Raw genomic sequence first — 23728 nt, 5'->3', positions numbered from 1 at the left:
TATGCGCGGCGCTGATCTTATTGCTCAAAAACTGCATCAGGCTGGCAGTCAGTATGCCTTCGGGATTCCGGGTGGCGAAGTGCTGGCCCTTATGGATGCCCTGAACCTTGCTGGTTTTAAATTCAATCTGGTGAAGCACGAGAACGCTGGTGGCTTTATGGCTGAAGGCGCATGGCATGGCCTTGCGCGCCAAGGCACGGATGCTCCTGTTGTTTTGCTGGCGACGCTTGGGCCCGGTGTGACCAACGCCGTCAACGTGATTGCCAATGCCTTTCAGGATCGCGTTCCGCTGATCTTCCTGACCGGCTGCGTAGATACTGCTGAGGCTGAGACCTACACTCACCAGGTGATGGATCATCAGCAACTGCTGCGTCCTATTGTGAAAGCCAGCTTCAAAGCAGCTCCGGGTGCGCTGAATGCCATGATGGATAAGGCGATTTCCATTGCCATGTCTGGTCAACCGGGGCCAGTGCACATTGATGTGCCGATCTCCGTTGCCGAAGGTGAAAGCGACGAAACACAAAAAACGCCGAACTATGGTGTTCGTGCTGCCCAGTTGCCATTTGGCGACGTGCTGGAGCAAGCGCGTGACCTTCTTGGCTCTGCTCAACGCCCAATCGCAATTGCTGGTGTTGATGCCGTCAACGTGGATGCAGGCAATGAGATTGAGGCGTTCTGTGAGGCCTACCAGATTCCGCTGATCACCAGCTACAAGGGCAAGGGGCTCATTCCTGAAGGCCATAAGCTTTCGCTTGGTGGAGCAGGTTTGTCGCCCAAAGCTGACAAGAACCTGATGCCTTTGCTGGCTGATGCGGACCTTGTTGTGCTGATCGGCTATGACCCCATTGAAATGCGCGTGAACTGGCGCAATCCGTGGGGTGAAGAGACTTCGGTGATTGAGCTGACACCGGTGCTGCGCAGCCATGGCATGCACCATGTGAGCCATACACTGGAAGGCGATGTGAAGCCGACCCTGATGGCTCTGACACCAGAAGATGAGGCCGGTATTGTTCCTGAAGAGAGCGATTGGCTTCGTGACCGTATCGCACCAGCCAAGGAAAAGCTGAAGGCCGACTTTACTGCGGAAGAAAGCGGTTGGGGGCCAGCCACTGTGTTCCACGACCTTCGAGAAGCCCTGCCGGATACCACTGTTGCAACTGCGGACAGTGGTGCGCACCGCATTCTGGTCAGCCAAATCTGGGAGAGCCACTACCCGCGCACAATGCTGCAGAGTTCTGCGCTTTGTACGATGGCATGTGCCTTGCCGCTTGGCATCGGGCATAAGATGGCAAAACCGGAAGACCCGGTTGTTGTGTTTGTAGGCGATGCTGGTCTGGAGATGGGTCTTGGTGATCTGGCGGTTCTGCGCGATATGCAAGTGCCGTTTATTGTCTGTGTGTTGGTTGACGAGAGCTTGTCTCTGATTGAGCTGAAGCAGCGCGCGAACCAGAATCCTAATCTGGGCGTGGACTTCTCAGCCACCAACTTCCCAGCGCTGGCTGACGCTTATGGCGGGCATGGCGTTTGGGTGGATGATGCTGAGAGCCTGAAGAAAGAAGCAAAGGCAGCGCTGGAGCGGGATACCTTCACTGTTCTTGCTTGCCGCATTGACCGCAGAGCTTACGACGGAAAATTATAGAGGCATTCGCCTTTTCGAGTGTGTCGCGAGAAAGGCGACACACTCTCTAAATTCGTTATTGAAGAGTGCCTCAGGTGTTGCCTGTGGCACGGTCCGCAATCCGCTGGAAGATCACGTCCAACTCCTCGCTTAGCGAGACCAGGTCCTCAGAAGCTCTGTCGCGATAAGGCTGAAATACGAAGCTCGGCGTCTTCCATGACAGCGTTGCTGTGCCATCTGGATTTTCCGTCAGATAGTAACGAACTGGCGCCTCAATACCTGCCTGCACACTTGCTGCCAACATGCGGCGCGCAAAGTCATTGCGAAACACTCCAATCACGTAGTTGCCCGGAATCTCGAAACCGTTTGCTTTAGCGCCTCGAGAAGCACTTGCCATGCTGACGAGCAACATGTCTTCTTCGCGAATGGCTTTCTTAAGGGAATCCAGCAGTTCATCAATCGCTATGGTGGTTTCGATAACCCGCCAGCCATTGCGTGGAAGCACCTTGCCCTGCTGCGCCTGCTCTGTGGTGATTTGAGCCTGGGATGGCTGAAAAGCGGCCATAACGAACATCAATGTTCCAACAAAGCCGAGCATCCCCGTAAGGAGTTTCATGGTTCAATCCTTTTCGTAATGAAATGAGTTTAAAAGCGGGAGTTGAACAGGCTGTTGTTCAAGCTCCCTTGATTTTAATTGGCCAAGTTTTAGTCGGTTCCGGCAGCTGGCTTTTATTTCGCGGTAATAGGTGCAGGGTCCATTCCGATCAAATGACGGACACGGGTTCCAACCATGGACCCGGCAAAGGCGAAGACGAGCCATAGCCATCCATGTATGGAGCCAGAGGTTATACCCCCGAGATACGCCCCAATATTGCATCCGTAAGCAAGGCGCGCGCCGTACCCGAGCAAGAGGCCTCCGACCACTGCAGTTCCAGCATCTCTAAGATTAATTTTTTTCATCGGATTGAACTTTCCGGCCAGTCCAGCTGCAATCAGAGCCCCGAGCACAATGCCGAAGTTCATGACGGATGTGGAATCGGCGAAGACAGATCTTTTGATCGCACCAACCTGCCATTGCCAGTAAGGCCAGGTCTCTACCGGGATACCAATGGCATAGAAAAACTTTGCGCCCCAGAGTGCGAAGCCGGATGTTACGCCCCACGGGCGCTGCAGCACAACGAACGTAAGAACGCAAACCAACGCCAACATCAACGCACCCAGAACGTAGCCCCATTGGCCCTGGAAAAACCCGGTGGTTTTGCGGGATTTCTCAAGTTCACCCCATTGTTTTTTCTCGATAAACACCGAGAATATCGCAAAGGCGACAAGTGGCAAAATGGTGATCAGCAGCGCAGGGACGACCCCATAGCCACGCACAAGCGAAAATGCCGGTAATCTTGGAAGAGAATTCCAGAATGAAAGGTGCGCTGTTGCAATTACGCTTCCCAAAATGAAGAAGGCAAGTGTGATCACCATGCGTGATGAGCCGCCTCCGACAGTGAACAATGTGCCTGATCCACAGCCTCCGCCGAGCTGCATTCCGACGCCAAAAATGAATGCTCCGACAGCTGCTCCAACACCGAATGGAAACACGAAGCCACCGGTGCGTATTCCGATGTCTGGTCCGTATTGGAGGAGCGGGAAACTTATTAAACAAACCAATGAGATAAGAAGAAATTGAGCACGAAGCCCCTGCCCTCTTCGCTGGGTGACAATACGGCGCCACGCTGCCGTAAATCCAAAGCTCGTATGGTACAGCGCAACACCTGCCAGAGCACCGATCAAGGCACCGCCAAAAACACGCCAGCCGTTGTTCTGGAGTCCCAATAGAGCAACACCGGCCAACGCGACCAGCGCACCGATGACGATTACAGATTGCGGTGATTGAATCTGTTGATCGATTTTTGTTTGTTGATAGCTACTCGTATTCGCCATGAATTCGCCACGTACTTAGTCTCTCTTGGAGTAAGGACATTACACAGTGGGGACTAACTAGAAAATCAAGAAGCAGTGAACACTATTTCATCCAACAAACAGAAGATTATCACAAGGTAATAAATACAAGTATAATAGAACTTAATACCTAAAATCTTACTTATTATCACTATTAATAATAGTCGGTTTTTACAAGTAAGCTTCTATTTGACGCATATTTTTTCTTAGTGAATAGAATAGTGTTTTCTATTTCTTCATGAGGGTGAACTATATTTTCTACATAAACAAAGCTTGCTGATATTAAACACCATTTTGTGTGTTGAACGTCATCGCCAGTTTTGAAAGGGTTCTGATCAACAGATTTCCTGGCAGACCTGTGTCGTTAGTAATGTAAACCCAATGGCTTATCTCATAAGCGATTGCACATTGCACGAAATACCGGTCGCCTCAACCACGGGTCGCATCCATGCGCATTGATGACCAGTTCGAATACACGGTAACACTCTCCGATAAGGGTGCATTAACACACTGGAACAACACTATTCTTGCGTTTCTGGCACATAGTGCTGCAACGCCGGAGCATCTTGCGAAAACACTGGAGGCCGACCCAGACTTCGCTCTGGCTCAAGCCGCGCGTGGACTGTTCTGCTTACTGCTTGGCAGACGCGAAATGACAGCAACTGCCTTTGAAGCTTATGCAATTGCTGATAAATGCCGCAGAGATACACAGATCACAGACCGTGAAGAAGCTGTTATTGAGGCTTTGAATGACTGGCTTCAGGGTACGCCGACCAAGTCTGCTGATCGTCTTGACGAACTGCTTCTTAAATACCCACGCGATGCATTCCTTCTAAAGCTCGTCCACGCTATTCGCTTCGTTCTTGGCCAGCCATCCCGCATGCGCTCCTCGATTGAAGGTGTGATCTCGTCTTATGAAGACGATCATGTTGCAAAGGGCTATGTGCACGGCTGCTACTCCTTTGCTCTGGAAGAGACTGGTGATTTTGAGCGGGCTGAACGGATCGGCAAAGAAGCCGTTGCATTTCAACATGATGATGCCTGGGGCTTGCATGCCGTTGCTCACGTGTTGGACATGACGGGTCAGACCGAAGAAGGCATCAAATGGCTTGATGACCAGCCAAAAGCTTGGGAACACTGCAACAACTTTGGCTATCACGTTTGGTGGCACCTTGCGCTGCTGCACCTTGATCGTGGCAATGTTGAGCGTGTTTTCGAGCTCTATGACCAAAAGTTCCGTAAAGATCACACAGACGATTATCGCGATATCTCCAATGCAGCTTCCATGCTGGTTCGCCTTGAGCTTGAGGGCATCAAGGTTGGTAACCGCTGGGAAGAACTGGCAAGCATCAGCGAAAAGCGCATCGACGATTCCTGTAATGTTTTCGCAGACTTGCACTACATGCTTGCTCTGCTGGGAGACAACCGTCGTCAGTCCTCTGACCGTCTGTTGACTCGAATGCGCACATTTGGTGAACAAGACACCAACGAGATGGGTCTCGTAACCAAAACAACTGGTTCTCCAACAGCATCTGGCTTGATGCAGTTCAAGAACGGCAATTACTTCAGCGCTTACCACCACCTCGCAGAAGCACGCCCGCTGCTGCGTACCGTTGGTGGCAGTCATGCTCAGCGTGATGTATTTGAACGCCTCACAATTGAAGCCGCTTTGCGCGCTGGCCTTTGTCAGGAAGCAAAACGGATGATTGATGAGCGCACACGCTTGAGAGGCGGATCAGACACCTATGGTGAAACCCGCATGGCTCAAGCAACCCGCATGACGGAAGCCACCGACCTCATGCAAAGTGAACACCTACGATTCCGTATGGGATAAATGGAGGTGCAGCTTCGGGGGATTTCGGAGCTGCATTTCATCATCTATAGTTTTTAGTTTCAGAGACATCGTGAACCAGCACAGTATACCGCCGACCCCTATGAAAACGGCCAGCCGACCAAGAGATCCACGCCTCGATTTTTTTCGAGGGATCGCAATGTTCATCATCTTCATAGCCCACCTTCCTGCAAACGGGTGGGCTCTTTGGATTCCGGCGCGTTTCGGGTTCTCCGATGCAACCGAGATATTTGTGTTTTGCTCTGGCATGGCCTCCGCAATTGCCTTCGGGCGCGTCTTTGAACTGCATGGCCTGGTCATGGGCAGCGCGCGTGTTCTTTATCGCGTCTGGCAAGTTTACTGGGCCCATATCTGCCTGTTTCTCGCCGTTGCGGGCATGCTTGCCTTCCTGCAAATCAATGGCTGGACCAGCGACGACTATGTCGGGAAGCTGAACCTTTGGCATTTCTTCGAGGATCCGATCTTCCAACTGCCAGGTCTGCTGACCCTTACCTATGTGCCGAACTACTTCGATATTCTGCCGATGTATCTGGTGATCCTGGCGATGTTGCCAGTGATCATGATTGCGTATTACAAGGCCGGACGAGGTGCAGTTGCAGCAATCATCATCGCGTTCTGGCTGATCGCAACCTTCCGGCTGGTGGATTTCCCTGCTGAGCCATGGTCCGATCGCCGTTGGTTCTTCAATCCGTTTGCATGGCAGTTGCTGTTCTTTACCGGATTTGCCTTCATCAAGGGCTGGATTCCGGCTCCTCCAGTCAAGAAACGTCTCTTGTTCCTGAGCGCCTCGATTATCATTCTTACGATTCCGTTTGCTTACTTCCGCATTCTCAATGAGGTGCCTGAGCTCCGCAGAATTGCAAATGATATCAGCGACCTCACAGTAAAATCCGAGATGGGCCTCCTGCGCTACATCCACTTCCTTGCCCTTGCTTATGTGGCGTGGGTGGCTGTTGGAGAAGGCGGGCAACGCCTGCTCATGGGCGGTTTTGGCGGCAAAGTTGTCCGGGTCATCAAGAAGGTAGGCCAACAGTCTCTCGCTGTTTTCCTTGCTAGCCTCATACTTGCGCAGGGCATTGCAATCTTCCGGGATGAACTCGGTTTGAAAGGCACAGTCACAGGTGGAATCATGGCAAACTTGCTTGGTTTTGCAGGCTTAATTGCCGTCGCCTATACCGTGGCATGGTTTAAAGGTGAGCCATGGAGAAAGCCAAAGGAAAAGCCAGCTTCCTAGCTTGGCCAGTTCAATAGAAACCAAGAAATCAGAAAGCCGGTTGCGTGCCATTTACGCAACCGGCTTTTTCCTGGAAACCTGATGGTTCTCACCACCTTCAGCTCATTCTTTTATCGAGTGGCCGCAGCTCGGTTTGCTTTGGCAAGTTCCAACTCTACACGGCGCTGCTCTTTATTGAGGCCTTGCAGTTCATACGGTGTTTTCTTTTCTTCAGGCAACACCCAAAGCCCGGAGTGTTTAAAGTACATACCGAGCGCTGGTTTTGAGGTGATCATTGCAAACGGGATTGTCAGCAATGGTCCAAGGATTACCGGAAGCAGAAGCCATGTATCTGCAAAAGTATAATCCATCATCCAAATTACACCGCAAAGGCCGAAAAGAGTCTGGGGCCAGAACTTCTTCACTGCCAAAAGGAACGGGATACCATGAGGTTGTCTTTCCTGCCCTCCCCATTGCGTTTTTCGTCCTGCGAACAGTTGTGCAATAAAGATGCTGTGCGCAATTGCCATGACTGGTGCTAGCAGCATGGAATAGACCAGTTCGAAGAATGCGCTGACAAACACCGAGAAAAAGCCGCCATACTCCCGGCGTTCGTTCCGAACTGTAAGGACATGGGCAAGCGTCGCGAGCTTAGGTGCAAAGACCATACTCATGATGACCACGATCAGAATCGTACCGTAAAACGGGTCGAATGCCATCGTCTCGGGCGCTGAAACGGATGCGGTTAAAATCGCCATTGCGATAAAAATGAACCATGCCGGAGAGCCAGCAAACATGAGGATTGCAAGGCCAAGTTGGATTCGTCCCAGCAGCTTAAAACCGGGTTCTCGGAGCAACTTAAAGTACTGAAGATTTCCGTGGCACCAGCGCAGATCTCTGCGGATAAACTCGATCAAATGAGGTGGGTTTTCTTCATAGCTGCCACCTTCTACCGGCCATACGCGTACCTCATAGCCCGCGTCTGCCATCATCACAGCTTCAACCTGGTCATGACTGAGAATCGGGCCGCTCAATGCGTCATTTCCTGGCAGAGGCTCAAGCTTGCAGAATTGCGTGAAGGGCTTTACACGAAAAATCGCATTGTGTCCCCAATACGGACCTGACGAGCCTTGCCACCACGCCGCGCCAAGTGTGTAGGAGCGCATTCCCAAGCGCATGCCCCACTGGAAAACACGGGTGAAGAACGAGTTGGTTGAAAGCCCCAGAACAAGTGTTTGCAAAATACCCAGACGAGGATTTGCATTCATTTTGCTTACAAGGTGGCATAAGGATTCTGCCGAGAGGAAGCTATCAGCATCCAGCGTGATCGCATATTCATGCCGAGTACCCCAGTTGCGGCAGAAATCTTCGACATTTCCTGCTTTGAAACCAGTGTTCTTCTCACGTCTGCGATAAAGCACTTCAATCCGATTTTGCCATCGTGCCCGTAGCAGCGAGAACTCCCGCATTTCTTGCCGGATATGCTCAGGATCATTGCTGTCACTCAGGATGTAGAGAGAGAAGCCGTTGAGCTTTTCCAGACGATCCAGATCTTGAAGCATCGCTTCCAGCTTGGCAGCCACTTCAGGCGAGTCTTCGTTTCGCACGCAGGAAAGCAATGCGGTTTGCTTGTTCTGTAAGGGCTTTTTTAGGTCAAGTGTACCCAGAGGCGTGCCAGCATACACCTGTGCAGTAGAGTTTGAAGAAAATCTCATGAGCATCAAGCCAATGACAGCATGCCAGAAGCCGATAACGAGCCATGGTAAGGTTACCAGAAATGCGAGAAGCATCACGACTTTTGAAAGGGCAAAGCCGTTGAGGAACAGTGTGAGTGACATGATGGTGGTCAACACTGCCAAAGAGGTTAGAACGAGCCCTCCAAAGATCAGTCTGCGCCTGAATAAGCGCTTATTTTCCTGATGCTTGTCGATGATGTTGGTGGAGAGCAGCTGGTCAACAAGACTAGTGCGGGCGTTCTCTTCAGGAACCCGTGATTGTTTTGTCATGTCCTACCCAAATTATTATTGTTTTTAGAGGCACCTACATTTCTGCTAGTTTCCTTTGTTCACGTTTCCCTAGAGTATATTTGTGAAAACTTAGCGATCCGGGGAGCGCGTTTCTTGTCTGAGTTAGCCAGAGCGCTTTGGTACACTGCGCCTCAAACCATTGAAATAAGAGAGGAAAAACTCTCTAAATCATCTGGTAACCGTGTTTACTTAAAAACTCATGCTTCCGCGATCAGCCGAGGTACGGAGGCCATTGTCTATTGTGGTGATGTGCCAGTAAGCGAGCGGGAGCGGATGATAGCTCCGTTTCAGGAAGGGACCTTTCCCTTTCCTGTTAAATACGGCTACGCAAACGTTTCTGAAGTGATTGAAACAAAAGATGATTTAAAAGCGGGCCAACGCGTTTTTTCTCTTTTTCCGCACCAAAGCAACTTTCTGCTCCCCGCAGATGCGCTCTATCTTATCCCTTCTGATTTGCCGAGTACCCGCGCTACTTTGGCAGCAAACATGGAAACAGCGCTGAACATCATGTGGGATGCAGCTATTCTGCCATGTTCCAATGTTGCCGTGGTTGGTGCTGGCACTGTTGGCTCACTGGTTGGCTATCTTTGCGCTCGCATCGCAGGTGCGAACGTGACTATGATTGACGTCAACCCGAAGCGGCAGGACATTGCAGACGAGTTTTCCTGCGCATTTTCCTTGCCGGAAGTTGCTCCCGAAAATCAAGATGTTGTCGTGCATTGCAGCGCCTCTGAAGCTGGTTTGAACACTGCGATCCGAATTGCAGGGAGAGAAGCCAGAATTGTGGAGGCGTCCTGGTATGGCTCGCGCCCTTCCGGTCTTGTTCTTGGTGGGAGTTTTCACAGCCAGCGCCTCAGTCTTATCTCGTCTCAAGTCGGTCAGGTTGCCCCCATCATGAGGCCACGCTGGACACACCGCAGGCGAATGGAGGCGGCAATTTCTCTTCTGAAAGATGACGTGCTCGATACTTTGCTCGCGCCTCCCATCGAATTTGAAAAAGCGCCGAAGGATTTGAAAGACGTTCTTTCAGGCAAGAAAGATACTTTATGCCAACCCATTGTTTACACTTAATTTTATGAGGACTTTGAGATGTATTCAGTCGAAATCAGCAATCACATAATGATCGCGCACAGCCTGAAGGGAGAGGTGTTTGGTCCCGCCTCTCAGCTTCATGGCCTTACTGCACACGTCCACGTCGCTATTTTTGCAGAGGAACTGGATGAGAACGGGATTGTCATCGACATTGGCAATGCGCTTGATGTGCTGGCAGAAATCCTGCATCCGTTCAACTACAAGAATCTTGATGACCTTCCTCAGTTCAAGGGGCGGAACACCACGGTCGATTTTCTCTGTAGCTACATTTACCAGCGCGTGTGCGATGCTGCTTATCTACATAAACTGGGCCGCGAACCGAGCGAACTTAGCAAGGTACGCGTTTCAATTTCCGAGAACCCTAATGCGCGTGCGTCTTATGAGGCGCCGTTGACTGCATCCGAGGCTCATGAGTAACTTACATCCTTCTTTAGGCCAGACAGCAGAAGCACCTGCCAGATCTTGCTATTTTGTCTTTCCCGGTGATCTGAATACGCCCACAGGTGGTTATCGATATGATCGTGAGATCATTCGGGGGCTGCAGAAACACGGCTGGAATGTTTCACTCATTAGCCTTGAAGGCACCTATCCAGTCCCATCTGATGCTGACAAAAAGCTGGCGCTTGAAGTCATTGAAGAGATAGAGCCCTCAGCTTTGATCATCGTGGATGGTTTGGTGCTTGGGGCTTCATCTGATCTGGCGCAGAACATCGCTGATCGTTCCAGTCTCATTGCGCTGGTTCATCACCCACTGTTTCTGGAAAGTGGGATTGCCCCTGAGCTGGCAAAGGTGCTCCGCGCAGCTGAGACGCAAGCTCTCACATTCGCAAAGCATGTGATTGTGACCAGTCCTTCGACACAGAAGACGCTTATCTCTCAAATGGACGTTCCTGCGGAGAAGATCAGTATTGTTCTACCCGGTATTGATCGGCCAACTGTCTCGGAGAGCGCTCCAACCTCGAACGATACTCTGGCAACCCCAAAGTTGCTTTGTGTTGGGTCGTTGGTACCGCGAAAAGGGCAATTGCATTTAGTTGAAGCGCTGGGGCAATTGAAGCACTTGGACTGGCATCTGGATCTCATTGGAGAAACGCGGTTTGATCCAGAATATGCGAGCCAAGTGCGATCTCAGATCAAAAAGCATGACCTCACTGAGCGTATTCGCGTTCATGGAGGCATTCCCAAAGCTGAATTAACAGGTTTCTATCAATCAGCCGACCTCTTTGTGCTCCCAACATACTATGAGGGATACGGGATGGCTTTTGCGGAGGCTATGAGTTTTGGGCTCCCGATTATTGCAAGTGGCGAGGGAGCTGTCGCATCGACGGTTCCGCCTACAGCCGGCTTTCATGTTGGTGCAGGCGATCCTCTAGCTTTGGGCAAGGCGATCAAAACACTTCTTCAAAACAAGGAGTTACGCTCTCAACTTTCAACTGGGGCCCTTGCTGCTGCTCGTGCATTGCCAGATTGGAATGACAGCGCAAAGGCCTTTGCTTGCACACTGGAGGCTCACAGGTGAGTGGTTTTTCCTCTGAATGGCTCTCATTACGTCGTAAAGCGGACCGGCGTGCGCGCAATAAAGACGTCATGAAAAAGTTTTGTAGCTGGTTGGTCGAGCATGCTCCCAAGAGTGGTCCGCTCAGACTCATTGATGTGGGTGCTGGAACGGGGTCCTTTCTGCAGGATCTGGCAGAACACATTGAGTCAAACAGGGAGCAGGTGTGGTTACTGATCGACAACGACCCTGAACTTCTCAAAGTTGCAAAACGCATCTCTCCTCCCTTGCCTCATACTAGAACGAAAACAGACGTTTGCGAGCTGACTGATGTCGGGTCACTGGATATTTTGGAAGGGCATCATGGCGTTGTTACCTCGGCCTTTCTGGATCTTGTGAGTGCAAACTGGCTGGATAGCTTTGTTGCCCGTATGCGTCAGCTGAAACTCCCGTTTCTTGCAGGGCTTTCGTACAACGGTATCCTACTGAGCAAACCACACCACCCGACAGACCGGCTTATTCAGCGGGCATTCAATCAGCATCAGGCAACAGATAAAGGGTTTGGGTCTGCGTTAGGGCCGCTTGGTGGATTTCATGCTCGTGAGCGATTGCTTAAGGCGGGGTATACCTGCTTTACCGGACGCTCTGACTGGGTATGCGCACCTGAAGATGATGCTTTGCAACTGGAGCTGATTAAGGGGTGGGCCCAAGCCGCACGCGAAGTTGGGGTATCAGATGCAATCGTGGATGACTGGCTAGAATTTCGTTTAGCGGCACTTGGCAAAGGCAAATCACAACTGCAGGTCGGACATGTTGATATTGTTGGCCTTCCGCCTCAATGAAGCTATGAAGACCTTTGCTTCCAGCACTCAAAATTAGAGGCCTATGTTCTTTAAGATCAACGCCTGTGTGAGCATGAAGAGACGTGGGCAGCGGATTTCCTGCTTGTCGTAGAGCTTTCGCAGTTCATGGAATGACAACTCGACAACTTCAATATCTTCGTCATCATCCAGGTCACGACCTTCAATATTCAGGTCGCCAGATATGTACTCAGCAAGGAAGAAATGCGCCCGCTCAGCAAGACGTGCGGGATTAATGAAGACATTAGCAACCTTGGTGAGATTGGTAAGCTGACAGCCGAGTTCTTCCTGAGCTTCGCGTACACATGCTTCTTCTATGGACAGATCGCTGATCTCGATTCCGCCAGCGCATGCCTCCAGGATAATCTCTTCCTCCATGATGTAGGGTGCTACACGAAGTTGCTTGACGAGCAGGACTGTTTTCGCTTGAGGGTCATAAGCCAGCACGGCAATTGAATCGCCGTAGACCCATACCGGATCTGTCGTGATGTGCTCGCGTCCATCCTCGTGAACAACACCCACTTCAACTTCCTCAATCCGCCCTTTAGCTTCCAAAAGGGTGGTGCGTCTGATGAGCTCTGGCATGCGTGTGTCCTTATTCGGAAATTCACGCAAGTTTATACGAGTACTTGTTGGCGAAAGGAAATTCTTTTCAACTCCTTGGGAGAGTTAATTGCTCAGGCTCAGATCTGCCAGCATATCAACACCCAAAGGATGCCAAGTGACATCGGGGCGGATAGCCTGTGCGAGGTAATCAATCGCAGGTAACTGAAGACCTCTTGGCCCTGATCCGATGATTAGTGGGGCGATCATCAAGTGAAGACGATCGATCATTTTCAGCTCGATAAAGCGAGACAGCGTCCAAGCACCACCTTCAACGAGGATGCATCGAAATTCTCGCAGTGCATGCCGGATTTCAGCACAGGACAGACGGCCTTTTGCATTCGGCTGTAGCTGAAAGCATTCCACTCCATCAGGATAACGTGCATGGGCATCTGTTCGCGTAATCACAATGCGGCGAGCATTTGTATCCTGCAGGAGTGTACTGTCGCGAGGCATTCGACCATAAGGGTCGATGACAATGCGTGCCGGGTGACGTCCACTGACATGCCTGACAGTGAGCTGAGGGTTGTCCGCAACCGCAGTTCCCACTCCCACCACGACAGCATCACAAAGTGCTCGGAGCCGGTGAAGATGGATCAATGCTTCAGAACAACTCACATAATTGGAGTCTCCGGTGACCGTCGCAATACGACCATCAACTGACTGTCCAAGCTGACCAATAACAAATTGCTTTTGCGCCATGCAAAGGGGTGCAAACACACTACCATAGCCTTGTAGGTCTGGTGCACGCCTCTCCACTGATGCTGCTAAGACCTCCTGCCATTCATCAGGAGACAAATATCCCGAGGACTGTTCTAGTGGCTTTTCGCAGGTCAACTGAGAATTATTCGGATGATCTTGCAGATGTATTGGTGTTGTGTGGCCCCTGTCCATCAAGCCCCCTTGTTTTACCGAGTTCACAGCTCACCTCACCTAAGGTTAGCCTAGTGGTAACGAACCTTGATTAATCTGTCGATCAGGAGATTGCAGGGGCTCTTCAGGATCCTCTGGGATTATCAGGAGAATAGAGCATGGCCTATCAAGTTGCCGGGTATTCAGTCATGGCAAAGACGTATCATTGGATCGTCGCCATTCTGGTCTTAATCATGGTTCCGATGGGACTGGTGATGACGGACCTGGGACCTGGTGCCCTTCAGAATACGCTCTATTTCTACCACAAAAGCATCGGTATCCTGCTCTTCCTGCTTGTGGTTTTGCGCCTTCTCCAACATTGGATCACTCCCGCTCCGCCACCGCCTGCCTCCCTTGCACCAGTGCTTCGGATCGTCTCACGTTCAGTACACGGGTTGCTCTATCTCGTACTGATCGCAAACCCGATCCTTGGCTGGGTAGGGCTCTCTCTATACGGAGCACCTATGCCATTTTTTGGCTTGTTTGATCTGCCGAGTATCGTTCCGCAAAATCGTCCAGTTTCAGAAAGCGTTCTGGATTTCCACGCGACTGTTGGTGTTGTGTTTGCATGGTTGATCACGCTTCACATTTTGGGTGCGCTTTATCACTGGCTTATCGCTAAAGATGGGATTATTGAGCGGATGACAACGGCGCCCTATCAGAAGCCTAAAGAGTAATTTTGCAGTACTGCGCATTTTTCACGCAAGCCTTTAAGGTCTTCAATACCTCGTCAATCGACGCACACAACATGCCGTTGGATAGCTCTGGGCGCTTGAGCATTGCAACAGGTATCTGTAGCTCACGAGCAGCCTTTACTTTACCGTAGGACGCAGATCCACCGCTGTTTTTGCTGATGAGCCAGTCTACTTTCAGCACCTTGAAAAGCTCGGCCTCTTCAAGCCAGCTTTCATTGGGCAGTCCTTCAATGTACTCCGCGTTTGGAAGCACTTCACTATCACTCGGGCCTTTTAAAGTACGGATTACAAAAATCAGATCTGGGCGCTTTTTCAGCGGTGCAGCAATCTTGGTACTGGCAGCAAAAAAGACCTTCGCGTTGGGTGGAATCAAGCTCAATGACTCTTCTACGTTATCTGCCGAATACCAAATATCATCATTGGCTTGCTCCCAAGCAGCTCGTTCAAAACGGAGCAACGGAATCGCAAGAGGTCTTGCTGCTTCGACCGCATTGCAGGATATTTGAGCGGCATAGGGGTGGGTTGCGTCGACGACGGCAGCAATGCCCTGAGTTTGCAAGTAGTTTGAGAGACCATCGGCGCCACCAAAGCCTCCGGTTCGTGTCGTCACTGACAGATCTGCTGGATTTTTGGTTACGCCTGCGAGTGACGCGATGACTTCGTACTCGGTATTTGCAACCAACACACCAATCAGCTTTCTGGCTTCTTGTGTGCCTGCGAGCACGAGGATTTTGGACCTCTCCAACATCAAAACTGCTCCAGTTTTGCAGGTTCTTTCGCTGGGACATGACCCAATACCTGACCTTGCCGATCGACCACGATAATCTCGACACTCACTGGAGCTCCGCGAAGGATGTTTAAGGCCGCACGCTGTGCTCTCTGCGCTATGACCTCTCCCATATGAATGTTTTCAGCAGCAGCTTTCTGAGCAATATGAGAGACTAAATTTGCCCTTCTTGTTTCCTCAAGGAGCTCTTTCGAAGCTCCGGCATGATCCAGCACATCTGCGAGGGCATCAAAATCGACTGCGGAGCGGGCTGAATGCAGGTCCATAGCGCCTTGTGCAAGCTTCGTCAGCTTTGCAATTCCACCGGAAATCGTTAGTTTCCGAACAGGGTGCGCGCGCAGATATTTGAGCAGGCCACCCGCGAAGTCTCCCATATCAAGATAAGCCTGTTCGGATAAATCAGGGTAGTGGGCACGCAGCACATCTTCTGAGGTTGCTCCTGTTGCAGCTGCGACGTGGGTCAAGCCAGTGGCACGGGCAACGTCTACACCGCGATGAATAGATGCTATCCAGGCAGCACAGGAAAACGGGCGGACAATACCTGTTGTACCAAGGACGGAAAGGCCACCGACAATACCCAGGCGCGGGTTCATGGTCTTTTGAGCAAGTTCTTCGCCATTTTGGATGGATATCTCAACATCTACAGCAAGACCTACGCCATGATCATCTGCCACTTGTTGCAGCTCACGGGTCATCATTTGGCGAGGCACGGGGTTGATTGCAGGCTCACCAACCGGGATCGGCAGACCGGGTTTCGTAACCGTTCCAACTCCAGAGCCAGCGATAAAGCGAATTCCGGTGACCGTTGGGTTGGGGGTCACTTTGGCCTGAATGAGCGCTCCGTGGGTTACATCAGGATCATCACCAGCATCCTTGATGATGGTGGCTGAGGCAGAGTTCTCACTCAATTTCTCAAAGGCAAGTGCGAAGGATGGCGTATCACCACGAGGCAAGGTGATGCTGATCGGGTCCGAAAAATCTCCAGACAAAAAAGCTGCATACGCTGCCTTTGCCGCAGCGGTTGCACAGGCGCCTGTTGTCCAGCCTGTTCTCAGTTTTTTTTGCCCAGTTTCAGCCATCCGGCGACTATACAGATTTAGCGGGATATACCAAGTAGAAGGCTTTGGACTTCCAATTGGTTTCCAATTAAATTGCTAGGCAAAATCACATGAATCATGAGACCCACTTGTTTGATATCTCTCTCCCCCACTTTGAATTTCCGGTGCTTGAAGCTGGATGGGTTTGGTTGGCTGGAGCAGGACCTGGTGACCCCGGCCTGCTGAGCTTGCATGCTTTGAATGGCCTGCAGCAAGCGGATGTCATTGTCTATGACGCACTGGTGGATGAGCGAATACTTCAATTTGCGGGAGACGGGGCGGAAATCATCTATGCTGGCAAGCGCGGTGGCAAGCCTTCCCCCAAGCAGTCAAGTATCTCGATTAAGCTGGTGGAACTTGCCAAGTCCGGCAAACGTGTCATGCGCCTCAAGGGTGGAGACCCGTTTGTGTTTGGCCGCGGTGGAGAGGAAGCTCTGGCACTGGTGGATGCAGGTGTTCCCTTCCGTATTATTCCCGGCATCACAGCTGGTATTGGCGGGCTGGCATATGCTGGGATTCCGTCTACCCACCGAGGGATTAATCAAGCGGTTACGTTCCTTACAGGTCATGACCAAAATGGGGTTGCGCCAGACGAGCTCGACTGGGATGCTCTTGCCAAAGGATCACCCGTGATCGTGATGTACATGGCGATGAAGCATATTTCTCTCATTACTCAGAAGCTTATGAATGGTGGCCGACGTGCGACCGAGCCTGTTGCTGTCATCTGCAATGCTACACAGCAGACCCAACAGGTACTGGAAACAACGCTTTCTTCTTGCGCTGAGGATATTGCAAGTAGTGGCCTAAAGCCGCCTGCAATTGTTGTCGTCGGTGAGGTGGTGAATCTGCGTGAGCAACTGAACTGGATTGAGCCTACTCTTGCGCGCACCTCACAACCCTCTCAAATGAAAGAAGAACCAGCCCTATGACTATTGCGAAGGGTTTCGTCATTGCCGCGCCGTCTTCCGGGTCTGGAAAGACAACGATTACACTGGCGCTGTTGCGTGCTCTTCGTGATACCGGGCTTCGTATTGCCTCTGGCAAGTCGGGACCAGATTATATTGATCCGGCTTTCCATAGCGCAGCTTCCGGACGGCCATGCCTTAATTACGACGCCTGGGCAATGTCATTGGCGCAACTTTCGCTCAACGCCACGGAACAGGAAAAACACTCTGACGTTGTGGTTATTGAGGGAGCCATGGGGCTCTTTGACGGTGCTGCCGATGGCTCTGGCTCTGTTGCAGAATTAGCGGTTCATCTGGGTCTGCCAGTTATTCTCGTGGTGGATTGCAAGTCTCAGGCGCAATCGGTTGCTGCCCTTGTCCATGGCTTCCTTACGTATCATGCACACTGTCATATCAAAGGTGTCATTCTTAACCGTGTGGGTTCTCCGCGTCATGAACGCATTTTGCGGCGAGCATTGGAACCGTTGAATGTCATTGTGTTGGGTGCGTTTTATCGCTCAAAGAAACTGGAACTGCCGGAACGCCATTTGGGGCTTGTGCAAGCCAGTGAGCGTGAGGATTTGGAAGAATTTCTAAATGCTGCTGGCGAGGTTGCTACTGAAAGTGTAGATGTGCCGGCTTTGATGCGCCTTGCGAAAGTGCTTGCTATTCCTGCCCGGGAAAACAAAGAGCTTACGGGTATTTCTCATTTACCACCGCTTGGGCAACATATCGCGATTGCTAAGGATATTGCCTTTGCATTCAACTATGAGCACCTGCTTAGTGATTGGCAGAAGCAAGGTGTTACGCTTTCCTTCTTCTCTCCCTTAGCGAACGAAGAGCCTTCAGCAAATGCTGATGCCATATTCCTGAGTGGTGGGTATCCAGAACTTCATGCAGGGCAGTTGTCTCAAGCAGAGACCTTTAAGCGCGGACTAAAATCTGCAGCAGCTGCGGACAAACTCATTTATGGTGAGTGTGGTGGCTACATGGTACTTGGGGAAGCCTTGACCGATAAAAGCGGGCAATCTCATGAGATGCTTGGTTTGCTGCCGATTGAAACCAGCTTTGCGAAGAGAAAACTGCATTTAGGCTATCGTAAGCTGAAAGCAACTGATGCCGCAAAATCTGCTGGTTTCCCTTGGCTGAACCCCTTGGGGGCACATGAGTTCCACTATTCGACATTGACGGTGAAATCAGAGGCGCCGTCGCTTTTTGACGCTCAGGATGCAGAGCATCACGATCTGGACCCATTGGGCCATATCAATGGACGCGTTATGGGATCTTTTGCCCACGTGGTAGCAGAAAGAAGCGAAGAATGGTGGTCCGCTTCTTCCTGATCTGATTGGTTACACGGTCACTTTTGCTTTTTTCTTTGGGCGAAGAACGTGAACGTGGTTGGCGTCATAGAGCGCACTGTCACGAAACTCTTTCCCTGCCTTCAAGGCTGGTCCGACAAAAATGAGCGCCGTTCTTGTGATCTTGGAGGCTTTTGCCTTATCGCGAATGTCCGCTAGTGTTCCATGAATGAATGCCTCATCTGGCCAGCCAACGCGGTAGGCGATAATCACTGGACAATCTTCACCGTAAAGCGGTGTTAGTTTCCGATAGATTTCTCCCAGATTTCTAACACTGAGATGGATTGCCAGTGTGGCGCCAGAGCGGCCAAGCGTTTCCAAATCCTCACCCTCAGGCATACCTGAGGACTTCATCGAGGTTCTGGTGACGATGATGCTCTGTGCGATCTCTGGGATCGTCAGTTCGGTTTTCAAGGCAGCAGCAGCCGCAGCGAATGCGGGTACACCTGGAGTTACATCATACTCAATGCCCAGATCATCCAATCTGCGCATCTGCTCTGCTGTGGCACCATAAATAGATGGATCGCCAGAGTGAACTCTTGCCACATCCAGATCTTTTTCGTGAGCCTTCGCAATTTCGTCGATGATTTCATCCAGCGTCATGGAAGCTGTATCCATCACTAAAGCATCATCTGGCACTGCCTCTACAATAGCGGGCGGCACCAATGAGCCTGCGTATAGGCAGACTTTACATTTTTCGATGAGCTTGAGCCCGCGCACTGTAATGAGTTCAGGATCACCCGGCCCTGCTCCAATGAAATGAACCCTCACGCTGCTGTCTCCGTTTCTTTCTCTGATGCATCAATCCTTTTGGCATATCCGCGTGGCGTGTACACAAAATGCAATGACTGGCCGTTGCCCCCCAAGCGGCTTTGGCTACATCCCACAATGACCGTGGTCAGCATGTCGACATCATCGACTTGCAGTGCCTTCAGCGTTGTTGTGGTGATGAGCTCATTCTCTCGCCCGATGTTGGATCCAAGAATAACAGGAGTATTTTCTGGACGGTATTCCAGCAGCTTCTCCCGTGCCCAAGCCAATTGCGTACGACGGCGCTTAGAGACCGGGTTGTAGAACCCAATCACAAAGTCACCGATTGCTGCACCTTCCAGGCGTTGCTGGATGGTTTCCCATGGAGTGAGGAGATCCGACAGCGAAATCGCGCAGAAATCGTGCCCCAGCGGCGCACCGATACGATTGCTGAGAGCTATCATTGCAGAGATGCCCGGTGCAGATGCGACCTCAACGCGGCGGGCTGCATCGCTGACGCCACCATTGTCCTGCGAACGGTCTAGCAGTTCGAAGACCAGGGCGCCCATTGCGTAGACACCCGAATCTCCTGAGCAGACCAGCGCGACGTTGTGGCCCTGTCCGGCTCTTTCGAGGGCAAAGCGGACGCGCTCTTCTTCTGCACCCAATGGAAAGGCGTGTCGTTGTTTGCCTCTGATCAGAGACGAGACGAGGTCGAGATAGAGGCCGTAGCCGACAACTTCATCAGCCTCTGCCAACCAGCTGGAGGCTTCTGGCGTACGCCATGCCTCTTGCCCCGGCCCAATGCCGATGACGTGAAGGCGGCCTCTTGCTCTGCCAAGTTTCTCGTGTTTCACAGGGACCAACGCTCTGGCGATCGCAACTGTGGCGTTTGCAGTCTTCTGCTTTTCCAGCACGAGTTCGCCAGATGCACCGACACCAGCCAATGCAGAGCCTTCACTTACGCCGTGGCACCCAACCTCGGCAAAGACCACGTCAGACGGATTTTGCAGACGATCTTTTTGTTCGTTGAGTTCGTCAGCAGTGAACAGGCGGAAAGGCTTATTGTAGCGAACCGCAAGCTTGTTCATAGCCACTTCATCGGCCTTCAGGTCGATACTCGCGAAAGCTGCGACAGCTCCCATCGAGATGCCCGCCTCTTCCAAGCCTTTTTGAAGGAGCTCATCCAGCTCCTCAAGAGAGCACCCTCGGGAACAGCCAAGACCGACAACGTGAGTTTGAGGATGGAACACGAGCTTTCCGTTGTGCCCATCATGTGGCTGCTCGGTTGCGACAATTTCCAGTTCTGCATCATCTGCAACAGGAAGGTTGGCTGCCTCCAACCAGTCTGCTTGACCGGAGAGTTTTACGGTGTCACCTGCCAGCATATGCGCCATAACTGACTTGGCATCTGATGGGTTTGCCAGTGTCCAGCCCTCTGGTGGGTCATCCAGTGCAACACCAAATACAGTATCGCCGGCAGTTGTAATCGCGGCATGCCCTTGCAGGGCCTCCGCAATTTGATGAGTGAGAGCATTGGCGCCGCGATGTCCTCCGAGCAGTGGCACGACGCTTGAACCATCTTCTGACACCGCAATAACAGGGGGTTCGTTGCGCTTATCTCCCAAGACGGGCGCGAGTGCGCGGATGAGAATCCCCGCAGCACAAATACCGATGATTGGTGTTCCTGACTGAAACAGGGATCGCAGATGGTCCATCGGCTCTGAGAAGGACAGCTGGTAATCTACGTTCGGCTTTGAACCATGTTTTGCAAAGCCATGAATGAGGCTTTCATCCAGTACAGTGGAGAGCTTCTGAGCGGTTTTCAGAGCGACCGGGCTGATCACAACGATTGCGGGTGCAACGTCCATGCCTCTTCTCCCTTATAAACAATTATCATTGAAAAATACGGTGCCGTTTCATTTGGATAGTCGGCCAGACGGGCCACGACCATTTCCGGCAAGGTCGCCCGTTCGACGTATCCCGCAGCACCAAGTAAACCCAGTTTTTCAAGCAGAGCTTTGACGCGCGGTAGATGGCGTCCAACCTTCATGATGACGAAGGCGTCGGACTGCTCAATACGGCGTTGAAGTTGCTCATCTTCCAGCGGACCAGGAATGATTGTCAGCACTTCATTGCGCGCTGCGAGAGGCCTACCCAATGCAGCTGCACAGGCATTGACTGATGACACACCCGGAACGATTTCGCAGGAGAAGTCACAGCGCAGGCGCTCGTAGAGGTACATGAACGAGCCATAGAGAAATGGATCGCCTTCACACAGGACGACAACATCTTCTCCCGCTTTCAATTTCTCCGAGATCGTCTCTGCAGCTTGGTCGTAGATTTCCTTTGCAGGAAAACGCTCGACCTTCATCGGCATTTCAATCGGGACTTCTGTTGTTTCCTCTTGAATATACGGTGCTGCAATGTGTCGAGCAAAACTGGGCACTCCAACGGCAGCCGGGTATGCGATTGTTTTTGCAGAACAAATGAGCCGGTGAGCTTTTAGCGTCAAAAGCTCAGGATCTCCTGGTCCAAGACCAACGCCATAGAGCGTGCCAGTCATGATTTTACCAAGCTCCATTGTGTTACCGGCATCAATGGACGCCAACCCGTGAGACCGCCAATGGGATCGGCTCTTGATATTGCTATACGGCTTAGATCTCCACCGTACTTCTTCCAGCCTTCCACCAGCACTTGCTCTCCTTCCAGAGTCACAGCATTGGCAACCAGACGACCTCCTGATGGCAGCGCTTCAAAGCATGTTTTTAGTATACCCTTTGACGTCAGGCCACCTCCAACAAAAATCGCATTTGGCTGCGGCAAATTATCAAGTGCTTCCGGTACTTTGCCTTCAATCAGCTGAAGCGTAGGGGTTCCGAGAGCTGCAGCATTGCCACGAATGAACACATGCCGCTTTTCCAGCGGCTCAATGGCAAGTGCCTTGGTGTCCTTTGCAGCCCGCAGCCATTCAATACCGATGGATCCGCTACCTGCGCCAATGTCCCACAGAAGCTGCCCCGGAATAGGTGCAAGCTTGGCAAGCGTAACAGCCCGCACTTCCTGTTTGGTCATTTTTCCATCATGGCGGAACGCAGAATCCGGCAGGCCGGGTGTGCGTGACAAGACAGGCGTGTTTGGGATTGGTTTGGCTTCAATCGCAATCGTGTTCAGCTCGGCAGCTTGATCAGAATACTCTTCAGCTTCACAGCTTATAACGTTTTCCTGCGGACCTCCCAGATGCTCAAGTATCTTCAGGGTACTTGCTCCATACCCTTCATCAGCGAGTAGATCTGCAATCTCCCCCGGAGCTGCGCCGTTGGACGTGAGTGCGATGATGCGGGCGCCGGGATAAAGGAAACCGCGCAGGGTATCTAGTGGACGACCATGCAAACTGAGAGTTTCAACACTTTGCAGAGGCCAACCTAAGCGGCTTGCAGCCAGAGAGAAAGCTGAGAGATGCGGGATGACTTCAATTTCCTCAGCGCTAAACTGACGATGAAGGGTTGCTCCGATACCAAACCACTGCGGATCACCCGTCGCCAACACCACGGTGTTTTGACCACGGTTTGCTGCAAGCTCTTCAATGCCTTTTGAAAGCGGGGATGGCCATGCCTTCATCTCACAACTGATGTTTTTTGCACCATCCTGCAGAAGTTCCAGATGTCGCGCTCCACCATATATGCAGGAGGCAGCGCTCAGTGCTGACTTTGCAGTTTCAGACAGGCCGCTGAATCCGTCCTCACCAATGCCGATGATTGTGAGCCAAGGTGCTGTTTGACCGCTCATTTTGATGTCCCCTGCACCTTTTCTTCAGGCAAGCCCGCTGCCATTGCATTGACTGCAGCTGCTGCAATTGCAGAGCCACCTCTGCGTCCCTGAAGCGTTAGGAACGGTATTCCGAGTGAGCTTGTGGCTAGCGCTTGCTTAGACTCTGCCGCCCCCACGAACCCAACGGGAAAGCCGAGAATAGCAGCTGGCTTTGGTGCTCCATTTGCAACCATCTCAAGAAGATGAAATAGCGCAGTCGGGGCATTGCCAATTGCTATGACTGCACCGTCCAGATGCGGTCTCCAGAGTTCAACAGCAGCTGCTGACCTTGTCGTACCGAGCTGTTTTGCGAGCTCGGGCACTTCTGGTTGGTTCAAAGTACAAATGACCTGATTGCTAACTGGCAGATATTTGCGGATGATGCCATGAGCAACCATCTCGACATCTGTCAGTACAGGAGCATCGTTTCGCAGAGCCTCGTTTGCTTTGGTAACGACATCCTCAGAATATGACAAATCCTGCGGAATATCAGTCATCCCACAGGAATGTATCAAGCGGACTGCAACAGGCCTCAAATTATCTGGCAGGCTCTGTAAGTCAGCCTCTGTCCGTACGATTGAAAAGGACTGCCGATATATTTCGGCAGGATCCTTAATGTAATCGTAGGATGCCAGAACCTCTGGAATCTCGTTCTGGCCCAT

At 51.6% G+C, this 23728-nt stretch carries 22 protein-coding genes; 10 read left to right on the top strand and 12 right to left on the bottom strand.

Annotation, left to right across the window (positions count from 1 at the left end; all coding sequences use genetic code 11):
• Window position 1 precedes the first annotated feature (1 nt).
• Window positions 2-1639 carry a thiamine pyrophosphate-binding protein gene (locus PsAD37_RS03835; protein ID WP_063295013.1) on the top strand — a complete coding sequence of 546 codons (1638 nt, stop codon included), beginning with the start codon at window positions 2-4 and terminating at the stop codon, window positions 1637-1639.
• Between the two features lie 70 nt (window positions 1640-1709).
• Here the strand turns inward: PsAD37_RS03835 and PsAD37_RS03830 are convergent, their stop codons facing one another.
• On the bottom strand, window positions 1710-2234 hold the full coding sequence (locus tag PsAD37_RS03830) for a DUF302 domain-containing protein (protein ID WP_063295012.1): 525 nt from the start codon (window positions 2232-2234) through the stop codon (window positions 1710-1712).
• 113 nt (window positions 2235-2347) lie between these two features.
• Window positions 2348-3553 carry a YeeE/YedE family protein gene (locus PsAD37_RS03825; RefSeq protein WP_063295011.1) on the bottom strand — a complete coding sequence of 402 codons (1206 nt, stop codon included), beginning with the start codon at window positions 3551-3553 and terminating at the stop codon, window positions 2348-2350.
• Between the two features lie 466 nt (window positions 3554-4019).
• On the opposite strand from PsAD37_RS03825, the gene PsAD37_RS03820 reads away from it, so the two are divergent.
• Window positions 4020-5405: a tetratricopeptide repeat protein gene (locus tag PsAD37_RS03820; RefSeq protein WP_063295010.1), complete on the top strand. Its 1386-nt coding sequence runs from the start codon at window positions 4020-4022 to the stop codon at window positions 5403-5405.
• A gap of 157 nt (window positions 5406-5562) precedes the next feature.
• Complete coding sequence (locus tag PsAD37_RS03815) at window positions 5563-6657, top strand: OpgC family protein (protein WP_244271714.1); 1095 nt, start codon at window positions 5563-5565, stop codon at window positions 6655-6657.
• A 110-nt stretch (window positions 6658-6767) separates the two neighbouring features.
• Here the strand turns inward: PsAD37_RS03815 and mdoH are convergent, their stop codons facing one another.
• Window positions 6768-8642, bottom strand: a complete 1875-nt coding sequence (gene mdoH, locus PsAD37_RS03810; RefSeq protein ID WP_063295009.1) for a glucans biosynthesis glucosyltransferase MdoH — start codon at window positions 8640-8642, stop codon at window positions 6768-6770.
• 114 nt (window positions 8643-8756) lie between these two features.
• On the opposite strand from mdoH, the gene PsAD37_RS03805 reads away from it, so the two are divergent.
• The 4 genes from PsAD37_RS03805 to PsAD37_RS03790 are packed head-to-tail and all read left to right on the top strand — an operon-like array spanning window position 8757 to window position 12092.
• On the top strand, window positions 8757-9734 hold the full coding sequence (locus tag PsAD37_RS03805; protein ID WP_063295008.1) for a zinc-binding alcohol dehydrogenase: 978 nt from the start codon (window positions 8757-8759) through the stop codon (window positions 9732-9734).
• Between the two features lie 18 nt (window positions 9735-9752).
• Window positions 9753-10172 carry a 6-carboxytetrahydropterin synthase gene (locus tag PsAD37_RS03800; protein WP_057461690.1) on the top strand — a complete coding sequence of 140 codons (420 nt, stop codon included), beginning with the start codon at window positions 9753-9755 and terminating at the stop codon, window positions 10170-10172.
• Window positions 10165-11274, top strand: a complete 1110-nt coding sequence (locus PsAD37_RS03795; RefSeq protein ID WP_063295007.1) for a glycosyltransferase family 4 protein — start codon at window positions 10165-10167, stop codon at window positions 11272-11274. The genes PsAD37_RS03800 and PsAD37_RS03795 overlap by 8 nt, the downstream gene beginning before the upstream one ends.
• Window positions 11271-12092: a hypothetical protein gene (locus PsAD37_RS03790; protein ID WP_063295006.1), complete on the top strand. Its 822-nt coding sequence runs from the start codon at window positions 11271-11273 to the stop codon at window positions 12090-12092. Before PsAD37_RS03795 ends, PsAD37_RS03790 begins: the two co-directional genes overlap by 4 nt.
• 33 nt (window positions 12093-12125) lie before the next feature.
• Here PsAD37_RS03790 and PsAD37_RS03785 read toward each other — a convergent pair whose 3' ends face one another.
• Together PsAD37_RS03785 and PsAD37_RS03780 are read right to left on the bottom strand one after the other, a co-directional pair.
• Window positions 12126-12695 carry an NUDIX domain-containing protein gene (locus tag PsAD37_RS03785; protein WP_063295005.1) on the bottom strand — a complete coding sequence of 190 codons (570 nt, stop codon included), beginning with the start codon at window positions 12693-12695 and terminating at the stop codon, window positions 12126-12128.
• Window positions 12696-12779: 84 nt separating this feature from the next.
• Entirely contained in the window at window positions 12780-13607 is an 828-nt protein-coding gene (locus PsAD37_RS03780) for a RibD family protein (protein WP_063295004.1), read from the bottom strand.
• Window positions 13608-13744: 137 nt separating this feature from the next.
• Here PsAD37_RS03780 and PsAD37_RS03775 point away from each other — a divergent pair, with 137 nt between their 5' ends.
• Window positions 13745-14302, top strand: a complete 558-nt coding sequence (locus tag PsAD37_RS03775) for a cytochrome b (RefSeq protein ID WP_063295003.1) — start codon at window positions 13745-13747, stop codon at window positions 14300-14302.
• Here PsAD37_RS03775 and PsAD37_RS03770 read toward each other — a convergent pair.
• Together PsAD37_RS03770 and PsAD37_RS03765 are read right to left on the bottom strand one after the other, a co-directional pair.
• Window positions 14292-15068 carry a precorrin-6A/cobalt-precorrin-6A reductase gene (locus PsAD37_RS03770; protein ID WP_063295002.1) on the bottom strand — a complete coding sequence of 259 codons (777 nt, stop codon included), beginning with the start codon at window positions 15066-15068 and terminating at the stop codon, window positions 14292-14294. The genes PsAD37_RS03775 and PsAD37_RS03770 overlap by 11 nt on opposite strands.
• On the bottom strand, window positions 15068-16186 hold the full coding sequence (locus tag PsAD37_RS03765) for a cobalt-precorrin-5B (C(1))-methyltransferase (protein WP_063295001.1): 1119 nt from the start codon (window positions 16184-16186) through the stop codon (window positions 15068-15070). The genes PsAD37_RS03770 and PsAD37_RS03765 overlap by 1 nt, the downstream gene beginning before the upstream one ends.
• An 89-nt stretch (window positions 16187-16275) precedes the next feature.
• Between PsAD37_RS03765 and cobA the strand changes: the two genes are divergently transcribed.
• Both cobA and PsAD37_RS03755 read left to right on the top strand, forming a co-directional pair.
• Entirely contained in the window at window positions 16276-17133 is an 858-nt protein-coding gene (cobA, locus tag PsAD37_RS03760; protein ID WP_063295000.1) for a uroporphyrinogen-III C-methyltransferase, read from the top strand.
• Entirely contained in the window at window positions 17130-18488 is a 1359-nt protein-coding gene (locus tag PsAD37_RS03755; protein ID WP_063294999.1) for a cobyrinate a,c-diamide synthase, read from the top strand. The genes cobA and PsAD37_RS03755 overlap by 4 nt, the downstream gene beginning before the upstream one ends.
• A 9-nt stretch (window positions 18489-18497) precedes the next feature.
• Here the strand turns inward: PsAD37_RS03755 and cobM are convergent, their stop codons facing one another.
• Genes cobM through PsAD37_RS03730 form a run of 5 tightly spaced genes read right to left on the bottom strand, consistent with a single transcriptional unit; the run spans window position 18498 to window position 23728 of the window.
• On the bottom strand, window positions 18498-19277 hold the full coding sequence (gene cobM, locus PsAD37_RS03750) for a precorrin-4 C(11)-methyltransferase (protein WP_063294998.1): 780 nt from the start codon (window positions 19275-19277) through the stop codon (window positions 18498-18500).
• Window positions 19274-21127 (bottom strand): precorrin-3B C(17)-methyltransferase, encoded by a 1854-nt coding sequence (cobJ, locus tag PsAD37_RS03745; RefSeq protein WP_063294997.1) that lies wholly within the window; start codon window positions 21125-21127, stop codon window positions 19274-19276. The genes cobM and cobJ overlap by 4 nt, the downstream gene beginning before the upstream one ends.
• On the bottom strand, window positions 21100-21840 hold the full coding sequence (gene cobI / locus PsAD37_RS03740) for a precorrin-2 C(20)-methyltransferase (protein ID WP_063294996.1): 741 nt from the start codon (window positions 21838-21840) through the stop codon (window positions 21100-21102). The genes cobJ and cobI overlap by 28 nt, the downstream gene beginning before the upstream one ends.
• A complete protein-coding gene (locus tag PsAD37_RS03735) occupies window positions 21819-23045 on the bottom strand; it encodes a bifunctional cobalt-precorrin-7 (C(5))-methyltransferase/cobalt-precorrin-6B (C(15))-methyltransferase (protein WP_063294995.1) in 1227 nt (408 codons plus the stop codon). Before PsAD37_RS03735 ends, cobI begins: the two co-directional genes overlap by 22 nt.
• Window positions 23042-23728: a precorrin-8X methylmutase gene (locus tag PsAD37_RS03730; RefSeq protein WP_063294994.1), complete on the bottom strand. Its 687-nt coding sequence runs from the start codon at window positions 23726-23728 to the stop codon at window positions 23042-23044. The genes PsAD37_RS03735 and PsAD37_RS03730 overlap by 4 nt, the downstream gene beginning before the upstream one ends.

Source organism: Pseudovibrio sp. Ad37 (assembly GCF_001623075.1).
GTDB lineage: Bacteria > Pseudomonadota > Alphaproteobacteria > Rhizobiales > Stappiaceae > Pseudovibrio.
The sequence above is the reverse complement of the archived record's forward strand: the minus strand, read 5'-3'. Positions and strand labels throughout refer to the sequence as shown.

Coding starts and splice junctions, on each gene's coding strand:
- PsAD37_RS03820 (WP_063295010.1), top strand. CDS start 4,020: ATGCGCATTGATGACCAGTTCGAATACACGGTAACACTCTCCGATAAG.
- PsAD37_RS03825 (WP_063295011.1), bottom strand. CDS start 3,553: ATGGCGAATACGAGTAGCTATCAACAAACAAAAATCGATCAACAGATT.
- PsAD37_RS03770 (WP_063295002.1), bottom strand. CDS start 15,068: ATGTTGGAGAGGTCCAAAATCCTCGTGCTCGCAGGCACACAAGAAGCC.
- PsAD37_RS03800 (WP_057461690.1), top strand. CDS start 9,753: ATGTATTCAGTCGAAATCAGCAATCACATAATGATCGCGCACAGCCTG.
- PsAD37_RS03765 (WP_063295001.1), bottom strand. CDS start 16,186: ATGGCTGAAACTGGGCAAAAAAAACTGAGAACAGGCTGGACAACAGGC.
- PsAD37_RS03780 (WP_063295004.1), bottom strand. CDS start 13,607: ATGGACAGGGGCCACACAACACCAATACATCTGCAAGATCATCCGAAT.
- PsAD37_RS03815 (WP_244271714.1), top strand. CDS start 5,563: ATGTTCATCATCTTCATAGCCCACCTTCCTGCAAACGGGTGGGCTCTT.
- mdoH (WP_063295009.1), bottom strand. CDS start 8,642: ATGACAAAACAATCACGGGTTCCTGAAGAGAACGCCCGCACTAGTCTT.
- PsAD37_RS03755 (WP_063294999.1), top strand. CDS start 17,130: ATGACTATTGCGAAGGGTTTCGTCATTGCCGCGCCGTCTTCCGGGTCT.
- PsAD37_RS03775 (WP_063295003.1), top strand. CDS start 13,745: ATGGCCTATCAAGTTGCCGGGTATTCAGTCATGGCAAAGACGTATCAT.
- PsAD37_RS03785 (WP_063295005.1), bottom strand. CDS start 12,695: ATGCCAGAGCTCATCAGACGCACCACCCTTTTGGAAGCTAAAGGGCGG.
- PsAD37_RS03795 (WP_063295007.1), top strand. CDS start 10,165: ATGAGTAACTTACATCCTTCTTTAGGCCAGACAGCAGAAGCACCTGCC.
- PsAD37_RS03830 (WP_063295012.1), bottom strand. CDS start 2,234: ATGAAACTCCTTACGGGGATGCTCGGCTTTGTTGGAACATTGATGTTC.
- cobA (WP_063295000.1), top strand. CDS start 16,276: ATGAATCATGAGACCCACTTGTTTGATATCTCTCTCCCCCACTTTGAA.
- PsAD37_RS03735 (WP_063294995.1), bottom strand. CDS start 23,045: ATGAGCGGTCAAACAGCACCTTGGCTCACAATCATCGGCATTGGTGAG.
- cobI (WP_063294996.1), bottom strand. CDS start 21,840: ATGGAGCTTGGTAAAATCATGACTGGCACGCTCTATGGCGTTGGTCTT.
- PsAD37_RS03730 (WP_063294994.1), bottom strand. CDS start 23,728: ATGGGCCAGAACGAGATTCCAGAGGTTCTGGCATCCTACGATTACATT.
- cobJ (WP_063294997.1), bottom strand. CDS start 21,127: ATGGACGTTGCACCCGCAATCGTTGTGATCAGCCCGGTCGCTCTGAAA.
- PsAD37_RS03835 (WP_063295013.1), top strand. CDS start 2: ATGCGCGGCGCTGATCTTATTGCTCAAAAACTGCATCAGGCTGGCAGT.